Origin of the sequence: Mycobacterium mantenii (genome assembly GCF_001667865.1) — a bacterium.
Lineage (GTDB): Bacteria > Actinomycetota > Actinomycetes > Mycobacteriales > Mycobacteriaceae > Mycobacterium > Mycobacterium mantenii_A.
The window spans coordinates 35,230-51,679 of record NZ_LZJP01000124.1 but is presented as its reverse complement, the minus strand read 5'-3'; the positions used below and the strand labels follow the sequence as shown (position 1 = coordinate 51,679).

Below are 16,450 nucleotides of genomic sequence, written 5' to 3'. Positions count from 1 at the left end.
GAGTGTGAAGTTAAGGCTCCCTCGCGGAGTGTAAGACGGCCTATCCTTTGAGGAGCTCAGCAAACGTGGGGGCCGAGGATTGGCGGAGGGTCGGATGACGGCCGTAGCGGCGTGCCAGGCGTGCGGCACCGCGTTCTTCGAGGGTGCCCGGTTCTGTCACGAATGCGGCTCACCGGTGGCCGACATCGCCGCACATGCGGAGTACAAGCAAGTGTCGGTGTTGTTCGCCGACGTAGTCCATTCCATGGACATCGCCATGGCCGTCGGTCCGGAGCGGTTGCGCGAGATCATGGCCGACCTGGTCGACCGCTGCACCAAGGTGGTGCACCGCTACCGGGGCACGGTGGACAAATTCACCGGCGACGGCATCATGGCGGTGTTCGGCGCACCCGTAGCAATGGAGGACCACGCTGTTCGCGCCTGTCTGGCGGCCCTGGGTGTTCAGGACGAGATCAAGCGCCTTGCCGCCGACGTCCGCGAGCGCGACGGCGTCGAGCTTCAGTTGCGGGTGGGACTGAACTCCGGTCAGGTGATCGCGGGCGACATCGGTTCGGGACCGCTCGGCTACACCGCGATCGGTGAGCAGGTCGGGATGGCGCAACGGATGGAAGCGGTGGCACCGCCGGGCGGGGTGATGCTCAGCGAATCCACCGCCCGACTCGTCGCGCACGCCACCCTGCTGGGCGATGCCGAGATGGTGCGCGTCAAGGGCAGCGAGGGTCCGGTGCTGGCGCGTCGTCTTCTGGGCATGGCCGACGAGCGGCGGCGAAGTCGCTCCCTGCAAGGCGCGTTGGTAGGGCGAGAGCTCGAAGTGACCACGATCGCAGGCCTTTTGGATCGATCCATGACCGGGCGGGGATGTGTGGTCTGCGTTGCCGGCCCCGCGGGCATCGGCAAGACGCGACTCGCGGATGAAGCGGTCGCGATGGCCCGCACTCGCGGTGTCGAGGTGGTGTCGGTCTTCTGCGAGTCGCATACCAGCGATGTCCCCTTCCTGATTGCCGCTGGGCTGTTGCGCGAAGCCATTCGAACAACCGAGCTCGACGACGAGTCCGCGCGCGCGCAGGTGCGCGCCAGGATCCCCAATGCCTCCGACGAGGACGTGCTGCTGCTCTACGACCTGATGGGCATTCGCGACCCGGACACGCCGCCTCCCACAATCCATCCCGACGCGCGCCGCCGGCGGTTGACCGCGCTGATCAACTCCATGTCGTTGAACCGCACCCAACCGGTCCTCTACGTCATCGAAGATGTGCATTGGATCGACGAGGTGAGCGACTCGATGCTGGCCGAGCTGCTCGCCGTCATACCCCAAACGCCGTCGATGGTGCTGATCACATACCGCCCGAACTACGAGGGTGCATTGGCGAAAGTCCCAGGCACGCACACGATCTCACTGGCGCCGTTGAGTGATTCGGAAACAGCGACGTTGCTCGACGAATTGTTGGGCACCGATCCGTCGGTTTCCGGTATCAAATCGCTTATCGCCGAGCGGACGGGCGGGAACCCGTTTTTCGCGCAGGAGATGGTGCGCGAGCTCGCCGAGCGCGCCGTGCTTCGGGGCGACCGCGGAGGTTTCACCAGCGTCACAGATCTGGCCGAGGTCACCGTTCCCGGCACCCTGCAGGCCACCATCGCCGCGCGCATCGACCGTTTGGATCCCGCTGCCAAGCGGACGCTGAACGCCGCCGCCGTGATCGGCTCGCGTTTCACGCCGGAGTTGCTCGCCGCGGTGGGGAACGCGCCTGCGCTCGACGCGCTCCTCGGCGCCGCGCTGATCGATCAGGTTCGGTTCACCCCCGGTGCCGAGTTCGCATTCCGCCATCCGCTGATCCGCGCCGTGGCCTACGAATCGCAACTGAAATCCGATCGCGCCCAGATGCACCGGCGTCTGGCGACCGCCATCGAGGCCCGCGAGCCCGAATTGGCCGACCAGAACGCGGCGCTGATCGCCGAACATCTCGAAGCCGCGGGTGACTCCCGGGACGCCTACGGCTGGCACATGCGGGCGGCCGCGTGGGCGACTTACCGCGACCTTGCTGCGGCGCGTCTGGCGTGGGAAAGCGCCGCGAGCATCGCCGACGCGTTGCCCGAAGACGAGCCATACCGGGCCGCCATGTGCATCGCCCCGCGCACCATGCTGTGTGGGATCGGGTGGCGGGTGCATGTGCACAATGTCGGCGAACGCTTCGAGGAGTTGCGGCAGTTGTGCAGCGCCGCGGGGGACAAGGCGTCGCTGGCCATCGCGATGGCGGGGCTGGTGGTGGACCACACCTTCCAGGACCGGGTGCGCGAGGCGTCGCGGCTGGCTTCCGAAGCCATCACCCTCATCGAGTCCATCGGCGACCCAACCTTGACGGTGGGGCTGTCCTTCACGTCGATCCGCGCGAAGATGGGCAGCGGCGAGTGGTCCGAGATGCTTCGCCTCTCACAGAGGGTCATTGACCTGGCCGACGGTGACCCCGCCAAGGGCAATTTCCTTTTCGGGTCTCCCCTGGCGCTCGCCTTCGCGCAGCGCGCTATCGCCCGCTATTCCCTGGGCCATCCCGGGTGGCGAGACGACCAGCGGTGCGGCTTGGCTATGGCACACGGCGCCGACTCGCTGTGCTATGTCACCGTTGTCAGCTACGTCTACACCACGGGGATACCGGCCGGCGCGCTGCGACCCGACGAGTCCGCGGTGCGCGAGATCGAGGAGGCGCTGGCGATCGCCGAACGATCCGGCGACAACCTGCAGTTGGCGTTCACCTGGCTGACCCTGGGCCTGGCGCTGGTGCACCGCGACACCGAGTCCGAGCGAGATCGCGGTCAGCAGCTGCTGGCGGAGGTCCGCGAGGTGTTCCTGCGCGGCGGCCACTATTTGTGCGATGTCCCGATGCTCGACGTGTATGTGGCGCGGGAGACGGCTCGCCGCGGAGACCGAGACCAGGCGCTACCGCTGATGCGCGCGGCGGTCGACCAGCTCGCCCGTGGCGGACAACTGCTGTCCTGGGGCATTGTGTCCACCGCCGTTCTGGTGGAGACGCTGCTCGATCGCGGGTTCGAATCTGACCTGGCCGAAGCCCAGGCCGCCATCGAGCGGTTAGCGGCCGCGCCCGCCGATGACGGTTTGGTGCTGCGTGAGATCTGGCTGAGCCGGGTGCGGGCCTTACTGGCGCGGGCCCACGGTGATGTCGCGGCTTACCCGCAACTCAGGGATCGCTACCGCGAGATGGCGAGAACGTCTGGGCTCGAAGGACATATCGCGTGGGCCGAGGCGATGCCGTAACGGCGTTGTGGTCGCCTGCCAAGCCCGTCGGCTACCAGGTGGGTCCCTCCTCGGCCTGCAGCCTGTAGGACGGGCCGAGGAAGCGTTCCACCAAATCGCGTTCAGCGACAGGATCTTTGAGCGGCCAACTCCACAATGCCAGGAAGACGCGGATCAGCCATTGGGCAGCCAGCGGGTCGTCGATCCCGGGCCCCAGCATCTCGGCGGCCAAGCCGGTCACGGTCGGTGAGCTGATGACCCAATCGCTGACAGGGGCCGCGTGGATCGACCGCATCAGCTGGGCCAATGGATCGGAGCGCAGGTTTTCCAACGCGATGATCGTGGCGGTCACCACCCGCTCGGGGCCCGTGAGGTCCTTGATGGCTTCCCGCGTCGTGTCGACAATGCGAGCCGCTTGGGCAGCGACGACGGCGTCGCGAATGGCCGCTTTCCCGCCGGCATGCCGATAGATCGTCGCGGGTGAGCAGTGGACCCGAGCGGCTAAGGCCTCGATGGTGAACCCGTCATACCCCAGGCGGGCGATGAGGTCGGCCGCCGCCGTGTAGATCCGTTCGGTGGCTTCGCTTCGGCGATCGCGACCCACCAACCAGTCCTCACGCGGCATCCACCCATGCTCCACCACATTGCGGGCCGTAGGAATAGCTCTCGCAAGGTGAGAAATTATGGACCGGCATTCTCACGGAAAATGGCTGCTGAAGACTGGTCCTCGCGGTTATCCAGCATCAGTCTTGGCCGCGATCGCTCCTCAACTTCTCCGCGATCCATTGACGCTGCGGTGCAGCGCCGTCGAGCCTGAAACACATGGCGGTCTTGGACAGTGCGATCCGATTCTTCGGCGGTGAGGCGATACAGGATCCCTACCCGCTGTACGACCGCATGCGCGCCGAGGCGCCCGTACTTCGCATCGGCGATTCCGTGTTCTACGCCGTGTGCGGATGGGATGCGGTACAAGAGGCCGTCGAGCGCGTCGAGGATTTCTCCTCAAACCTCACGGCGACCATGGTCTTTCACGAGGACGGTACCGTCACTCCATTCGACATGGGTCCGCCGGGAGGGCCGATGCATGCCTTGGCCACCGCGGACGAGCCCGTGCACGCATTGCACCGGAAGATTCTGTTGCCACACTTGTCGGCCAAGCGGATTCGGATCATCGAAGACTTCGCCGCCCAGACCGCCGACGACCTGTGGGAGCAGAACCTGCGCGATGGCCAAATCGAATGGATGAGTGCGATTGCCAACCGGTTGCCGATGATGGTGGTCTGCAAGCTGCTGGGCCTGCCGGATGACGATGTCGACAGACTCATCAGGCTGGGCTACGCCACCACGACACTGCTCGACGGAATCGTCACTTCAGAGCAGCTCGAACAGGCCGGAATGGCCGCGATGGAACTGTCCGGCTACGTCCTGGAGCATTTCGAAAAGGCAAGCGGTGACAGCGAATCGGGGCTGATAGCCGATCTGGCCGCACGCTACGCATCGGGTGAACTCGAGCAACTGCCGGCGCTGGGCATCATGCTCACGCTCTTCAGCGCCGCCGGCGAATCGACCGCGTCGTTGCTGGGCAGCGCGGTGGGGATCCTCACCGACCGGCCCGGGATCCAACGGCAGCTACGCGAAAACCCCGAATTGCTAGGCGCTTTCATCGAGGAGACGCTTCGCTTCGAAGCGCCGTTTCGCGGTCATTACCGCCACGTGTGGCGCGACACCACGCTAGGTGGGGTCGACGTGCCGGCCGGCGCACACCTGCTGCTGATGTGGGGAGCGGCCAACCGCGACCCGGCGCACTTTGACGACCCGAACGAGTTCCGGCTCGACCGGACCGCCGCCAAGAATCACGTTAGCTTTGGCAAGGGAGTTCATTTCTGCGTTGGAGCAGCGCTGGCCCGCTTGGAAGCCCGCATCGTGTTGGGCACGCTGCTCGAGCGCACCACGTGGATCGACGCAACGTACATCGGGCAATGGCTGCCGAGCATCCTGGTCCGGCGCCGCGAGCGGTTGCGGTTAGTCGCGCGGTGACTTCAGGGGCGCGGTTGCACATCCACGCTCGGCGGCCGCGACTGGGGCTCTTGAGGTTTCGCCTGCACGGAGCGCCGGGTGATGCTGAACGCGACGGCGCCACCGGCGAGGACCGCGACGGCCACTCCCGCGATGACGAAGGGGCGCTTGCCGCGCCGCTGCGCGCGCCGCGCGTCCTGCAGCGCCTGGGGCAGGCCGGTGACCACCTCTTGGGCGGCGGCCAGCTCCTGGGCCAGCGTTTCCTGGGCCGCGGCGAGGTCCCGGGCCAGGCGCCCCTCCTCATACCGGCGGCGCAACTGCGACGCGGTCGATTGCGCGGACTGAACACTCAGGCCGACTAGTCCCCGGGTGACATCCACCGGTCCCTGTGCCGAATAGCTCAGGCCGCGGGTCAGTCGCTGCCGCGGGCTCAGCCGGGATTCCGTCTTTGCGCTCATCTGTCGCCTTTCTGCCCCGCTGCCGGACCCTGTCGCGAAGCCGGCCCATGACGAGTCCGGTATCTGAACAGACTGCCAGCATAGGGACGTCGCGGTGGGCGGTGTGCGTGCCCCGGGTTTCGGCGGGCCATTCGGATTGGGTGACACCGGGTGCGGGCACGCCCGCGCGTAGTGGCAGACTCTCATGCCGTGACCAACAGCCCCTTTCAGACTGCTACCGCCACGCTCCACACCAACCGCGGCGACATCAAGGTCGCGCTATTCGGTAACCACGCGCCCAAGACCGTCGCCAACTTCGTCGGCCTGGCGCAGGGCACCAAGGAGTACTCGACGCAGAACGCATCGGGAGGCCCTTCCGGCCCCTTCTACGACGGCGCGGTCTTTCACCGGGTGATCCGGGGCTTCATGATCCAGGGTGGCGACCCGACCGGAACCGGTCGCGGCGGCCCGGGCTACAAGTTCGCCGACGAGTTCCACCCCGAACTGCAATTCGACAAGCCCTACCTGCTGGCCATGGCGAACGCGGGCCCCGGTACCAACGGCTCGCAGTTCTTCATCACGGTCGGTCAAACCCCGCACCTCAACCGGCGCCACACGATCTTCGGCGAGGTGACCGATCCGGAGTCGCAGCAGGTGGTCGACGCGATCTCCACGACTGCCACCGACGGCAATGACCGTCCCACCGAGCCCGTCGTCATCGAGTCGATCACGATCTCTTAAGTCCGGCGGCAAGCCGCGGGCCGGTCAGCCCGACTGACGGCCCGCGTAGCCGGCCGCCGTGAGCGCGTCGAGCACCTCCAGCGGGTCCGTCCCGAGGTCCCAGCGGGAGAACAGCACCAGGTCGTCGTCGGCAGTCTCGATCTCGAGTAACCGCACCTTGCGGCCGTAACGCCGGAACTCGATGATGCGGATGATCTTGATGTCGGCGTGCTGCAATAACTGCGTCCGGAACCAGCCGCGGAGCAGTAGGCCGTCGGCCGTGATTGCCAGCTTGGGACGCGCGTGCCACGACACGCCGGCAAACAAGATCAGACCCACTGCGGCAACGCCCGCCAGGACGCGCCCCGGCGGGTCTGTGACCACGGTCACAGCCGCGATAGCCATCAAAACGCCCGCGGCTCCACAACCAGCGATTCCCGCCGTGTGCGGCTCCCATTGTGTTTGCTGCATGCGCTCCTTAGCCCCTCCCACCACGGCCTATGCAGTTATCCACATCAGCTATCAACAGTGGGGATAAATCACACGCGTGTGATTGGGTGGTCGGAAAGTTGCTGAGGCAGGGACAAATCAGGCCGAAAATGAATTCATTACGCGGAGCGCCCTACTCAGTGCCACCGCATCGTGAGCAACAAACCGGTGATCATGAAGGCGAACGCGATTGCGTAGTTCCATGGTCCCAATTGCGCCATCCAGTTGAGGGCGGTCGGTGCCTGGCTCCCGACGGCGGCCAACTGAAACACCATCAGCCAGACGAGGCCGATCAGCATGAGACCGATGAACAGCGCGACGAACCACACGCTCGACGGCCCGACCTTGACCTTCACCGGGGTGCGGCTGACCGAGCTGACGGTGAAGTCGTTCTTCTTGCGGACCTTGGACTTGGGCATGATTACCTCGCGGATTACCTCTGGCGACACGGTGAGCGGGACGGGGTGCAACGATGAATACTGCAGCTGCACCCATGACTCGGCTACGAGACTAACTCACCTGGGACGGTGACCAGGAAATGGAGACTCGATGATCCAGACGCGCCGGTCGCCGTGGCGCCTGGGCGTGCCGGTCGTATGTCTGCTGGCCGGGCTGCTGCTGGCCGCGACCCACGGTGTCTCCGGTGGCACCGAAATCCGCCGCAGTGACGCCCCGCGGCTGGTGGACCTGGTCCGCGAGACCCAGTCATCGGTGAACCGTCTCAACGGCCAGCGGGAGGATCTGGCGCACCAGATCGATGCCGCGCACGGGCGTTCTTCGGATGCGGCGCTGGCCGCGATGCTGCGGCGCACCAGCGAGCTCGCCGGCGAGGCGGGGATGGGCCCGGTGCACGGCCCGGGCCTGGTCGTCACCCTCGCGGACGCGCAGCGCGACGCCAACGGCCGTTTCCCGCGCGATGCGTCTCCGGACGATCTGGTGGTGCACCAGCAAGACATCGAGGCGGTGCTCAACGCGCTGTGGAGCGTCGGCGCCGAGGCGATCCAGATGCAGGACCAGCGCATCATTGCGACATCGGTGCCGCGTTGCGTCGGCAATACGCTGCTGCTCAACGGGCGCACCTACAGCCCGCCGTACACGATCACCGCGATCGGCAATGCCGCGGCCATGCAAGCCGCCCTCGCCGCCGCTCCCCTGGTGATCCTGTACAAGCAGTACGTAGTCCGTTTCGGCCTCGGTTACGCGGAAGACGTCAAGTCCGACGTGCAGGTGGTGGGTCATTTCGAGCCCGACCGGCTGCACTTTGCGCAGCCCAACGGCCCGGTGAACTACTGACCAGCGGCGCGAGCGGCGGCGGACGGTAACCTGACACGGTGCGGATCCTGGTCGTCGACAATTACGACAGCTTCGTGTTCAACCTGGTGCAGTACCTCGGTCAGCTGGGTGTGGACGCCGAAGTCTGGCGCAACGACGACACGCGGCTGTCCGACGACGCGGCCGTCGCCCGTCAGTTCGACGGGGTGCTGCTCAGCCCGGGGCCGGGCACTCCGGAGCGCGCCGGCGCGTCGATCGGGATGGTCCAGGCGTGTGCCGCCGAGCGCACGCCGCTGCTCGGGGTCTGCCTGGGACACCAGGCCATCGGCGTCGCATTCGGCGCGACCGTCGACCGCGCCCCCGAACTGCTGCACGGCAAGACCAGCAGCGTCCACCACACCAACGTTGGTGTGCTGCAAGGACTTCCGGATCCTTTTACGGCGACCCGCTACCATTCGCTGACCATCCTGCCCGAGTCGCTGCCGCCGGTGCTAGAGGTCACGGCCCGCACCCAAAGCGGCGTGATCATGGGCGTGCGGCACACCGGATTGCCGATTCACGGTGTTCAGTTCCATCCCGAGTCGATCCTCACCGAGGGCGGCCACCGCATGCTGGCGAACTGGCTCGCGGATTGCGGGTGGGAACGCAATGACACGTTGGTGCGCCGGCTGGAGAATGACGTGCACGCCGCGGTGCGACCGTATTTCCCGGCCGATCCGACGGCTACTGACCGAACTTCAGCGTGATGATGCCGTCGCGATTGACCCCGGTGCCGGCCGGCGGGTTCTGATACACCACCCGATGGGACTGCGAGCCACCGGCGTCGACGTCCGCGCCCTTGTCCAGGATCCCGGTCCAGCCCAGCGCGCGTAGCCGTGGTTCGGCGTCGGTCCAGAACATGCCGGACAGGTCGGGCATGACGAACTGATTGCCCTTGGACACCTGCAGCTCGATCACCGAGTCCACCGGAACCATCTGTCCCTTGGGCGGATTGGTGCCGATCACCTCACCAGCCGGCCGCGAGCTGTCCACCTGCGCCTGGGTGATTTTGCTGAAGCCGTAAACGGTCAGGTTCTTCTGCGCGATGTCGACGGTCTGGCCCGCGACGTCGGGAACCTGCTTGGTTTCCGGCCCGGAGCCGACGATGAGGGTGACGACGTTGGTGATAGCCGACGTCTGGTTGGCCGGTGGGTTGGTCCCGATGACCTTGCCCAGCAGTTCCGGGGTCGACGGCGAATTGGCCTGCTTGAACTTGCTGAACCCAGCGGCCTTGAGCTTGGCGACCGCGTCGGAGTAGCTCAGCGAGGACACGTCGGGCACCTCGCGCTGTTCGGGCCCGGTGGAGACGTTGATGGTGATCTCGTCGCCCGCATTGACCGACGCGTTGGCGCCCGGGTCGGTAGCGATGACATGGTCGGGCGGGATCGTCGAATCCGGCTTTTGCAGGGTGCGGGTTTTGAAGCCGCGATTCTGCAGCGCGGCGATGGCGTCGGCAGACACCTGCCCGCGTACGTCGGGCACCTGCACGTCGCGGGCGCCGCCGCCGAACGTGTTGAAAGCGATGACAACGACGATGGTCAGGACGGCCAGCGCGGCCACTGCGACGATCCAGCGGCCGACCGAACCGACGCTGCGGTCCTCGCCCGCGTCGGCGAGTACCTGGCGCGGCAGCGGATCGGTCCGTGACGGCCCGGCGGCGCCCGCGCCGGACGACAGCAGCGAGCTCCGGTCGGCGTCGGTGAGCACCTTGGGCGCTTCGGGCTTCTCCCCGTTGTGCACCCGAATCAGATCGGCCCGCATCTCCGCCGCGGTCTGATAGCGGTTGTCGGGGTTCTTCGCCAGCGCCTTGAGCACGACGGCGTCGAGGTCCGCGGAGATCCCTTCGTGCCGCTGCGACGGCGGAACCGGGTCTTCCCGAACATGTTGGTAGGCAACGGCGACCGGCGAGTCACCGGTGAAAGGCGGCTCGCCCGTGAGGATTTCATAGAGAACGCAGCCCAGCGAATACACGTCGGAACGCGCGTCGACGGCGTCCCCGCGGGCCTGCTCGGGTGAGAGATACTGCGCGGTCCCGATCACCGCCGCGGTCTGGGTCACGCTGTTGCCGCTGTCGGCGATCGCGCGGGCGATACCGAAGTCCATCACTTTGACCGCGTTGGTGGTGCTGATCATGATGTTGGCCGGCTTGACGTCGCGATGGATGATGCCGTTCTGGTGGCTGAAGTTCAGCGCCTGGCACGCGTCGGCGATGATCTCGATGGCCCGGCGCGGCGGCAGCGGACCATCGGTGTGCACGATGTCGCGCAGGGTGACGCCGTCGACGTACTCCATCACGATGTAGGGCAGCGGCCCCGTCGGCGTCTCGGCCTCGCCGGTGTCGTAGACGGCGACGATGGACGGGTGATTCAGCGCGGCGGCGTTTTGCGCCTCGCGCCGGAAGCGAAGGTAGAAGCTGGGATCGCGGGCCAGATCCGCGCGCAGCACCTTGACCGCGACGTCCCGATGCAAACGGACGTCGCGGGCCAGATGAACCTCGGACATACCCCCGAAGCCGAGGATCTCGCCCAGTTCATAGCGGTCGGACAGGTGCTGCGGCGTGCTCATTGCGGTGTTCCGTGTCGGGCCGGGACGTTGCGGAAGGCGGAGGTTCCTATTGTCCCGTCATCCGGCCAATTAAGCCGCATATCGAGCCGGGCCCCAGAACCGCTCGGTGTCTTGCTGGGCGGCGGCGGGGCCGAGGCGGGCGGGGTCCCGGTGTCGGTCACCGTCGGTGGTTGTTGCTGCTGGTCCGCTTTCGAGTTGATGACGATGAGCACCGCGATGATGATCGCCAGCGCGCCGAGCACCCCCGCCGCCCACAACAGCGCCCGCTGACCCGACGAGAAGGTCCGCCGGGCCGGGGGCGGGCGGTGGCCGCCGGTGGCGGGCCGCGACCGGCGCGGCGCGGCGTTGCGGCCCGGGGACACCGCGGCGGCGCGGGTGGTCGGACTGGACGGGATCGCCGCCGGCGAGGCCCGGCCGGCAGGCGGTGTCGCGCTGGGCCGCGGCGGACGGCGTCCGGCCCGTACGGCGGCCACGGCGTCGGCGAACGGTCCCCCGCTGCGGTACCGCATCGCGGGGTTCTTCACCAGCGTGATCTCGATGAGTTCGCGCACGTTGGGCGGCAACTCCGCGGGCAGCGGCGGCGGCGGTTCCTTGATGTGCTTCATCGCCACCGTCAGGGCGCCATCACCGGTGAACGGCCGCTTGCCCGAAACAACTTCGTAGCCAACGACTCCCAGCGAGTACACGTCGCTCGACGGCGTGGCGTCGTGACCCAGGGCCTGTTCGGGCGCGATGTACTGGGCGGTGCCCATCACCATCCCGGTCTGGGTCACCGGGGCAGCATCGACGGCCTTGGCGATACCGAAGTCGGTGATCTTCACCTGGCCGGTCGGGGTGATCAAGATGTTGCCCGGCTTGACGTCGCGGTGCACCAGGCCGGCGGCGTGCGCGACCTGCAGCGCGCGGCCGGTCTGCTCGAGCATGTCCAGTGCGTGGCGCAGCGACAGCCGGCCGGTGCGCTTGAGCACCGAGTTCAGCGGCTCGCCGTTGACCAGCTCCATCACCAGATAGGCGGTCCGGCCTTCCCCGTCCAGCTGGCTTTCGCCGTAGTCGTGGACGGCCGCGATCCCTGGGTGGTTGAGCATGGCGGTGGTCCGCGCTTCGGCGCGGAACCGCTCAATGAACTCCGGGTCCTGGGAGAACTCCTGCTTGAGTACCTTGACCGCGACGCGTCGGCCCAGCCGGCTGTCTACCGCCTCCCACACCTGACCCATGCCGCCGGTGGCGATCAGGCGCTGAAGGCGGTACCTGCCAGACAGCGTCACACCAACTCGCGGGCTCATGGTCCTCCCTGTAGCGCGGCCTCGATCACAGCCCGTCCGATCGGCGCGGCGAGTGCACCCCCCGTCGCGGACAGGCGGTCGGCGCCATTCTCCACCAACACCGCCACAGCGACCTTCGGGGTCTGTGCGGGCGCGAAAGCGATGTACCACGCGTGCGGCGGGGTGTGCCGCGGATCGCTGCCATGCTCTGCGGTACCAGTCTTAGATGCGATCTGCACGCCGGGAATGGCCCCTTTCTGCTGTGCGACCTTCTCGGCGCCGACCATCAGCTCTGTTAGCTTAGCGGCGACCTGCGGTGACACGGCGCGACGCTGCTCATAAGGCGCTGTGGTGCTGATGGTGGTCAGGTCGGGCCCCTTGAGGCTGTCGACCAGGTAGGGCTGCATCGTCACCCCGCCGTTCGCGATGGTCGCGGCGATCTCGGCGTTCTGCAAGGGCGTCAAAGCGACGTCCTTCTGGCCGATGCTGGACATCCCCAGCGCCGCCGCATCCGGGATGATCCCCACTGTTGACTCCGCGACCTGCAGCGGGATGACGCTGGGCGTGCTGTCCAGGCCGAACGACTGCGCCATGTTGCGCAACGCGTCGGACCCGGTGAGGATGCCGAGCTGAACGAATGCAGTGTTGCAGGACAGGGCGAAGGCCTGCTGCAAAGACACCGTCGGCGCGTTTCCACACGGCTCCCCACCGTAGTTCTCCAGGGTTGCGGTGCTGTTGGGTAGCGGAATGGAGGGGGCGGCGGTCAGCTGCTGAGTGTCGGACGCACCGGACTGCAGCGCGGCCGCGGTGGTGATCACCTTGAATGTGGATCCGGGCGGATAGGTCTCCGAGATGGCACGGTTGGTCAGCGGATTGTTGGGGTCGTCGCGCAGCCGCTGCCACGCTTGCGCCTGAACCTCGGGATCGTGCGACGAGAGCAGGTTGGGGTCGTAAGACGGCGACGACACCATCGCCAGGATCTTGCCGGTCGACGGTTCGAGGGCAACGACGGCGCCCTTGCACGGCGGACCCCCGCAACCCTGTTGCATCGCGTCCCAGGCGGCCCGCTGGACCCGCGGCTTGATCGTGGTGTCGACGTTCGCGCCGCGCGGGTCGCGACCGGTGAAGAAGTCGGCCAGCCTGCGCCCGAACAGCCGCTCGTCGGAGCCGTTCAACAGCGGATCCTCGGCGCGTTCCAGACCGGTGCTGGAATAGCGCAGCGAATAGAACCCGGTGATCGGCGCGTACTCCGCGGGGTTGGGGTAGACGCGCAGGAAGCGGTAGCGGTTATCGGTGGCGGCCGAATAGGCCAACAACTGGCCGCCGGCCACGATCTGGCCGCGCTGGCGCGAATACTCATCGAGCAGCACCCGCTGATTGCGGGGGTCGGCGCGCAGCGAGTCGGCGGCGAAGACCTGCGTCATCGTGGCGTTGATCAACAACAACACGATCAACGCCATCACGGTCACCGAGATCCGGCGCAGGGAGGCGTTCATACTTTCTCGATCACCTCGGTGCCGGCCGCCGCGATCGACGGCTTGGTGCGGGCGCGGGCGCGCAGGGGACGACGGGCGCTGTGCGAAATGCGCGCCAGGATGGCCAGCAGCACATAGTTCGCCAGCAAGGACGAGCCGCCATAGGACATCCACGGGGTGGTCAGCCCGGTCAGCGGAATCAGCTGGGTCACCCCGCCGACCACGATGAACAGCTGGAGGGCCAGCGTCGAGGCCAGACCGGCGGCCAGCAGCTTGCCGAAACTGTCGCGGGTGGCAATCGCCGTGCGCAGCCCGCGCACGATGACGATGGTGTAGAGCATCAAGATGCTGGCCAGCCCCACCAACCCCAGCTCTTCGCCGAACGCGGCGATGATGAAGTCGGTCGAAGCGGCCGGCACTGTGTCGGGCTGACCGTTACCGAGGCCGGTGCCGAAGATCCCGCCGGTGGCAAAGCTGAAGAGCGACTGGACAATCTGGTAGCCGCTGCCGTCGGGATCGGAGAACGGGTCCCACCACATCTGCACCCGCACCCGAACGTGGGCGAAAATGTAATACGCGACAACGCTTCCCGCGCCGAACAGCACCAGACCGATCCCCACCCAACTGAAGCGCTGGGTGGCGAGATAGACCACCACCAGAAACGACGTGTACAGCAATAGCGAAGTGCCCAGGTCCTTTTCGAAGGCCATCACGCCGACCGAGATCACCCACGCCGCCAGCAGGGGGGCGAGGTCGCGGGGACGCGGCAGGGTCAAACCCATGAAATGCTTGCCGACGCTGGTGAACAGGCCCCGCTTGGCAATGAGCACCGCGGAAAAGAAGATCAGCAGCAGGATTTTCGAGAACTCGGCGGGCTGAATTGAGAAGCCGGGGAAGCGAATCCAGATCTTGGCACCGTTTTGTTCGGACAGCGATGCGGGCAACAGGGCCGGAATCACCAGGAAGATAAGACCGACCAGCCCGCAGATGTAGCCGTAGCGGGCCAGCTGCCGATGGTCTTTCAGGAATGTGACCACCAGGGAGAAGGTCACCACGCCGATCAGGGTCCACAGCATCTGCTGGGTTGCGCTGGGGTGGTGCCGGCCGCTGAGCTGATTGGTGACCAGGTCGAGTCGGTGAATCATCACCAGGCCAAGGCCGTTGAGCAAGGCCACGATTGGCAACAGCAGCGGATCGGTATACGGCGCGAAGCGCCTGATGGCCATGTGCGCCGATCCGAAGACGACGAGAAACACCAGTCCGTAGCTGATCGCGGTCCAGTGCAGCTCGCGCTCCTGGTTGGCTTCGACTATCAGCAGCGCGGCGACGGTGATCAGCGAGGCGAAGCCCAGAAGCAGCAACTCGGAATTGCGCCGGGTAGGCAACGGGGGCGTGACCGCGACCGGCGGCTGAAGCTGTGTCGTCATGCCACGGGCCGGCAATCGATGCCCGGTTGAAGTGGCGGCCCGGGAAGCGCGGTCACTGTCTGCGAGGTGGTCGTCGGACCTGCCGGCGCAGAGTTCGCGGGGCCGTTGGCGCTCGTGCTCGGTGAAGGGCTGGCGCTCGAGGTGGTCGGTGGTGCTGGCGATGCTGTGGTGCCGGATTCGGGTGTTCCGCTGCGGGTTCCCGGTGAGCCCGGCGGAGACGTGGCCCGCGGGGACGGACAGATCGGCAGCAGATATTCCGCCAACAGTTGCCGCAACTGCGATTCGGCCTGGTCCAGGCTGCCGCCCGGAAGTCCCGTTTGGACTTGGACTTGTCCGGGGCGGCGCAGGTCTTGCAGCGTCATCGGCTGGCAGTTGGCGTGGCCACCGGATTGCCCGTAGCTGATCAGGGATAGCTCGTTGCGGGCGTTCAGACAACCCACCAGATACGGCTGCTGCAGCGGGACGCCCAGCAGGGTTCCTTGAATTCCGCGGACGATCGAGATCCTGCCGCTGTATTCGGCGACGTAGTAGTTCCGCTGGATCACCCACCATCCGACGGTGAGTCCCGCGAACACCAACAGCACGGCCAGCGCGACGGCGATGAACATCTTCCGCCGCGACCAGCGCGGTCGATTCGGTGTTTCCGGTTGCGGTGCAACACGTTTGGCGGACTCATCGCGGGGCCGGATCGCCGAAGCGCGCCCGGCGGAGGTGTTGGGCAGGGTCATCTGATCCTCGTCGCCCGACACTGCGCCGGCGAGAATCGGCTGGGTCTGTCCGTAGTCGTAGTCGACGACGTCGGCCACTACGACGGTCACGTTGTCCGGGCCGCCGCCCCGCAGCGCCAACTCGATGAGACGGTAGGCGGCCTCGGAGACGTCGGGGATCTGCAGGGCCTCGAGGATGGTCTCGTCGCTCACCGGGTTCGATAGTCCGTCGGAGCACAGCAGGTAGCGGTCGCCGGCGCGCGCCTCGCGCATGGTCAACGTCGGCTCGACCTCGTGACCGGTGAGGGCGCGCATGATCAACGATCGCTGCGGATGGCTGTGCGCCTCTTCCCGGGTGATCCGGCCTTCGTCGACCAGGGTCTGGACGAACGTGTCGTCCTTGGTGATCTGGCTCAGCTCACCGTCGCGCAGCAGGTAGCCGCGCGAGTCGCCGATATGCACCATGCCGATGCGGTCGCCGGCGAACAGGATCGCGGTAAGAGTGGTGCCCATTCCCTCGAGCTCGGGTTCGGCCTCGACCTGTGCGGCGATGGCCGCGTTGCCGGAGCGCACCGCATTGTCGAGCTTGGCCAGCAGGTCGCCGCCCGGCTCGTCGTCGTCGAGGTGGGCCAGCGCGGCGATCACCAGCTGGGACGCCACCTCGCCCGCGGCGTGACCGCCCATGCCGTCGGCCAGCGCGAGCAGCCGTGCACCGGCATAGACAGAATCTTCATTATTGGCGCGTACCAGGCCGCGGTCACTCCGCGCGGCATACCGCAGGACCAGCGTCACGG

Annotated in this window: 14 protein-coding genes; 5 read left to right on the top strand and 9 right to left on the bottom strand. The window is 66.8% G+C overall.

Annotated features, from left to right (window positions below; translation table 11 throughout):
- The first annotated feature begins 94 nt into the window (after positions 1 to 94).
- The gene (locus tag A5688_RS23615; RefSeq protein ID WP_067834994.1) at positions 95 to 3,268 is read left to right on the top strand and encodes an ATP-binding protein; all 3,174 of its coding nucleotides are present in this window, start codon (positions 95 to 97) and stop codon (positions 3,266 to 3,268) included.
- 31 nt (positions 3,269 to 3,299) lie between these two features.
- Here the strand turns inward: A5688_RS23615 and A5688_RS23610 are convergent, their stop codons facing one another.
- Positions 3,300 to 3,872, bottom strand: coding sequence for a TetR/AcrR family transcriptional regulator (locus A5688_RS23610; protein WP_067834992.1), 573 nt, complete (start codon positions 3,870 to 3,872; stop codon positions 3,300 to 3,302).
- A 197-nt stretch (positions 3,873 to 4,069) separates the two neighbouring features.
- Between A5688_RS23610 and A5688_RS23605 the strand changes: the two genes are divergently transcribed.
- Positions 4,070 to 5,284 (top strand): cytochrome P450, encoded by a 1,215-nt coding sequence (locus tag A5688_RS23605; protein ID WP_067834991.1) that lies wholly within the window; start codon positions 4,070 to 4,072, stop codon positions 5,282 to 5,284.
- Between the two features lie 2 nt (positions 5,285 to 5,286).
- Here the strand turns inward: A5688_RS23605 and cwsA are convergent, their stop codons facing one another.
- Positions 5,287 to 5,721, bottom strand: coding sequence for a cell wall synthesis protein CwsA (gene cwsA, locus A5688_RS23600; protein ID WP_067834990.1), 435 nt, complete (start codon positions 5,719 to 5,721; stop codon positions 5,287 to 5,289).
- A gap of 171 nt (positions 5,722 to 5,892) precedes the next feature.
- On the opposite strand from cwsA, the gene A5688_RS23595 reads away from it, so the two are divergent.
- Entirely contained in the window at positions 5,893 to 6,441 is a 549-nt protein-coding gene (locus tag A5688_RS23595) for a peptidylprolyl isomerase (protein ID WP_067834989.1), read from the top strand.
- Positions 6,442 to 6,465: 24 nt separating this feature from the next.
- On the opposite strand, the gene A5688_RS23590 is transcribed toward A5688_RS23595, so the two are convergent.
- On the bottom strand, positions 6,466 to 6,891 hold the full coding sequence (locus A5688_RS23590) for a PH domain-containing protein (RefSeq protein ID WP_067835020.1): 426 nt from the start codon (positions 6,889 to 6,891) through the stop codon (positions 6,466 to 6,468).
- Positions 6,892 to 7,046: 155 nt separating this feature from the next.
- Complete coding sequence (gene crgA, locus A5688_RS23585) at positions 7,047 to 7,328, bottom strand: cell division protein CrgA (protein WP_067835019.1); 282 nt, start codon at positions 7,326 to 7,328, stop codon at positions 7,047 to 7,049.
- A 130-nt stretch (positions 7,329 to 7,458) separates the two neighbouring features.
- Between crgA and A5688_RS23580 the strand changes: the two genes are divergently transcribed.
- Positions 7,459 to 8,202, top strand: a complete 744-nt coding sequence (locus A5688_RS23580) for a DUF881 domain-containing protein (protein ID WP_067834988.1) — start codon at positions 7,459 to 7,461, stop codon at positions 8,200 to 8,202.
- 38 nt (positions 8,203 to 8,240) lie between these two features.
- Positions 8,241 to 8,927, top strand: a complete 687-nt coding sequence (locus A5688_RS23575) for an aminodeoxychorismate/anthranilate synthase component II (protein ID WP_067834987.1) — start codon at positions 8,241 to 8,243, stop codon at positions 8,925 to 8,927.
- On the opposite strand, the gene pknB is transcribed toward A5688_RS23575, so the two are convergent.
- Genes pknB through A5688_RS23550 form a run of 5 tightly spaced genes read right to left on the bottom strand, consistent with a single transcriptional unit; the run spans position 8,905 to position 16,448 of the window.
- Entirely contained in the window at positions 8,905 to 10,785 is a 1,881-nt protein-coding gene (gene pknB, locus A5688_RS23570; RefSeq protein ID WP_067834985.1) for a Stk1 family PASTA domain-containing Ser/Thr kinase, read from the bottom strand. The genes A5688_RS23575 and pknB overlap by 23 nt on opposite strands.
- Positions 10,782 to 12,068, bottom strand: a complete 1,287-nt coding sequence (locus A5688_RS23565; RefSeq protein WP_067914804.1) for a serine/threonine-protein kinase — start codon at positions 12,066 to 12,068, stop codon at positions 10,782 to 10,784. The genes pknB and A5688_RS23565 overlap by 4 nt, the downstream gene beginning before the upstream one ends.
- On the bottom strand, positions 12,065 to 13,543 hold the full coding sequence (pbpA, locus tag A5688_RS23560) for a D,D-transpeptidase PbpA (RefSeq protein ID WP_067838336.1): 1,479 nt from the start codon (positions 13,541 to 13,543) through the stop codon (positions 12,065 to 12,067). Before pbpA ends, A5688_RS23565 begins: the two co-directional genes overlap by 4 nt.
- Positions 13,540 to 14,949: an FtsW/RodA/SpoVE family cell cycle protein gene (locus A5688_RS23555; RefSeq protein WP_067838333.1), complete on the bottom strand. Its 1,410-nt coding sequence runs from the start codon at positions 14,947 to 14,949 to the stop codon at positions 13,540 to 13,542. Before A5688_RS23555 ends, pbpA begins: the two co-directional genes overlap by 4 nt.
- Positions 14,946 to 16,448, bottom strand: coding sequence for a PP2C family protein-serine/threonine phosphatase (locus tag A5688_RS23550; RefSeq protein ID WP_067914812.1), 1,503 nt, complete (start codon positions 16,446 to 16,448; stop codon positions 14,946 to 14,948). Before A5688_RS23550 ends, A5688_RS23555 begins: the two co-directional genes overlap by 4 nt.
- Positions 16,449 to 16,450 lie beyond the last annotated feature (2 nt).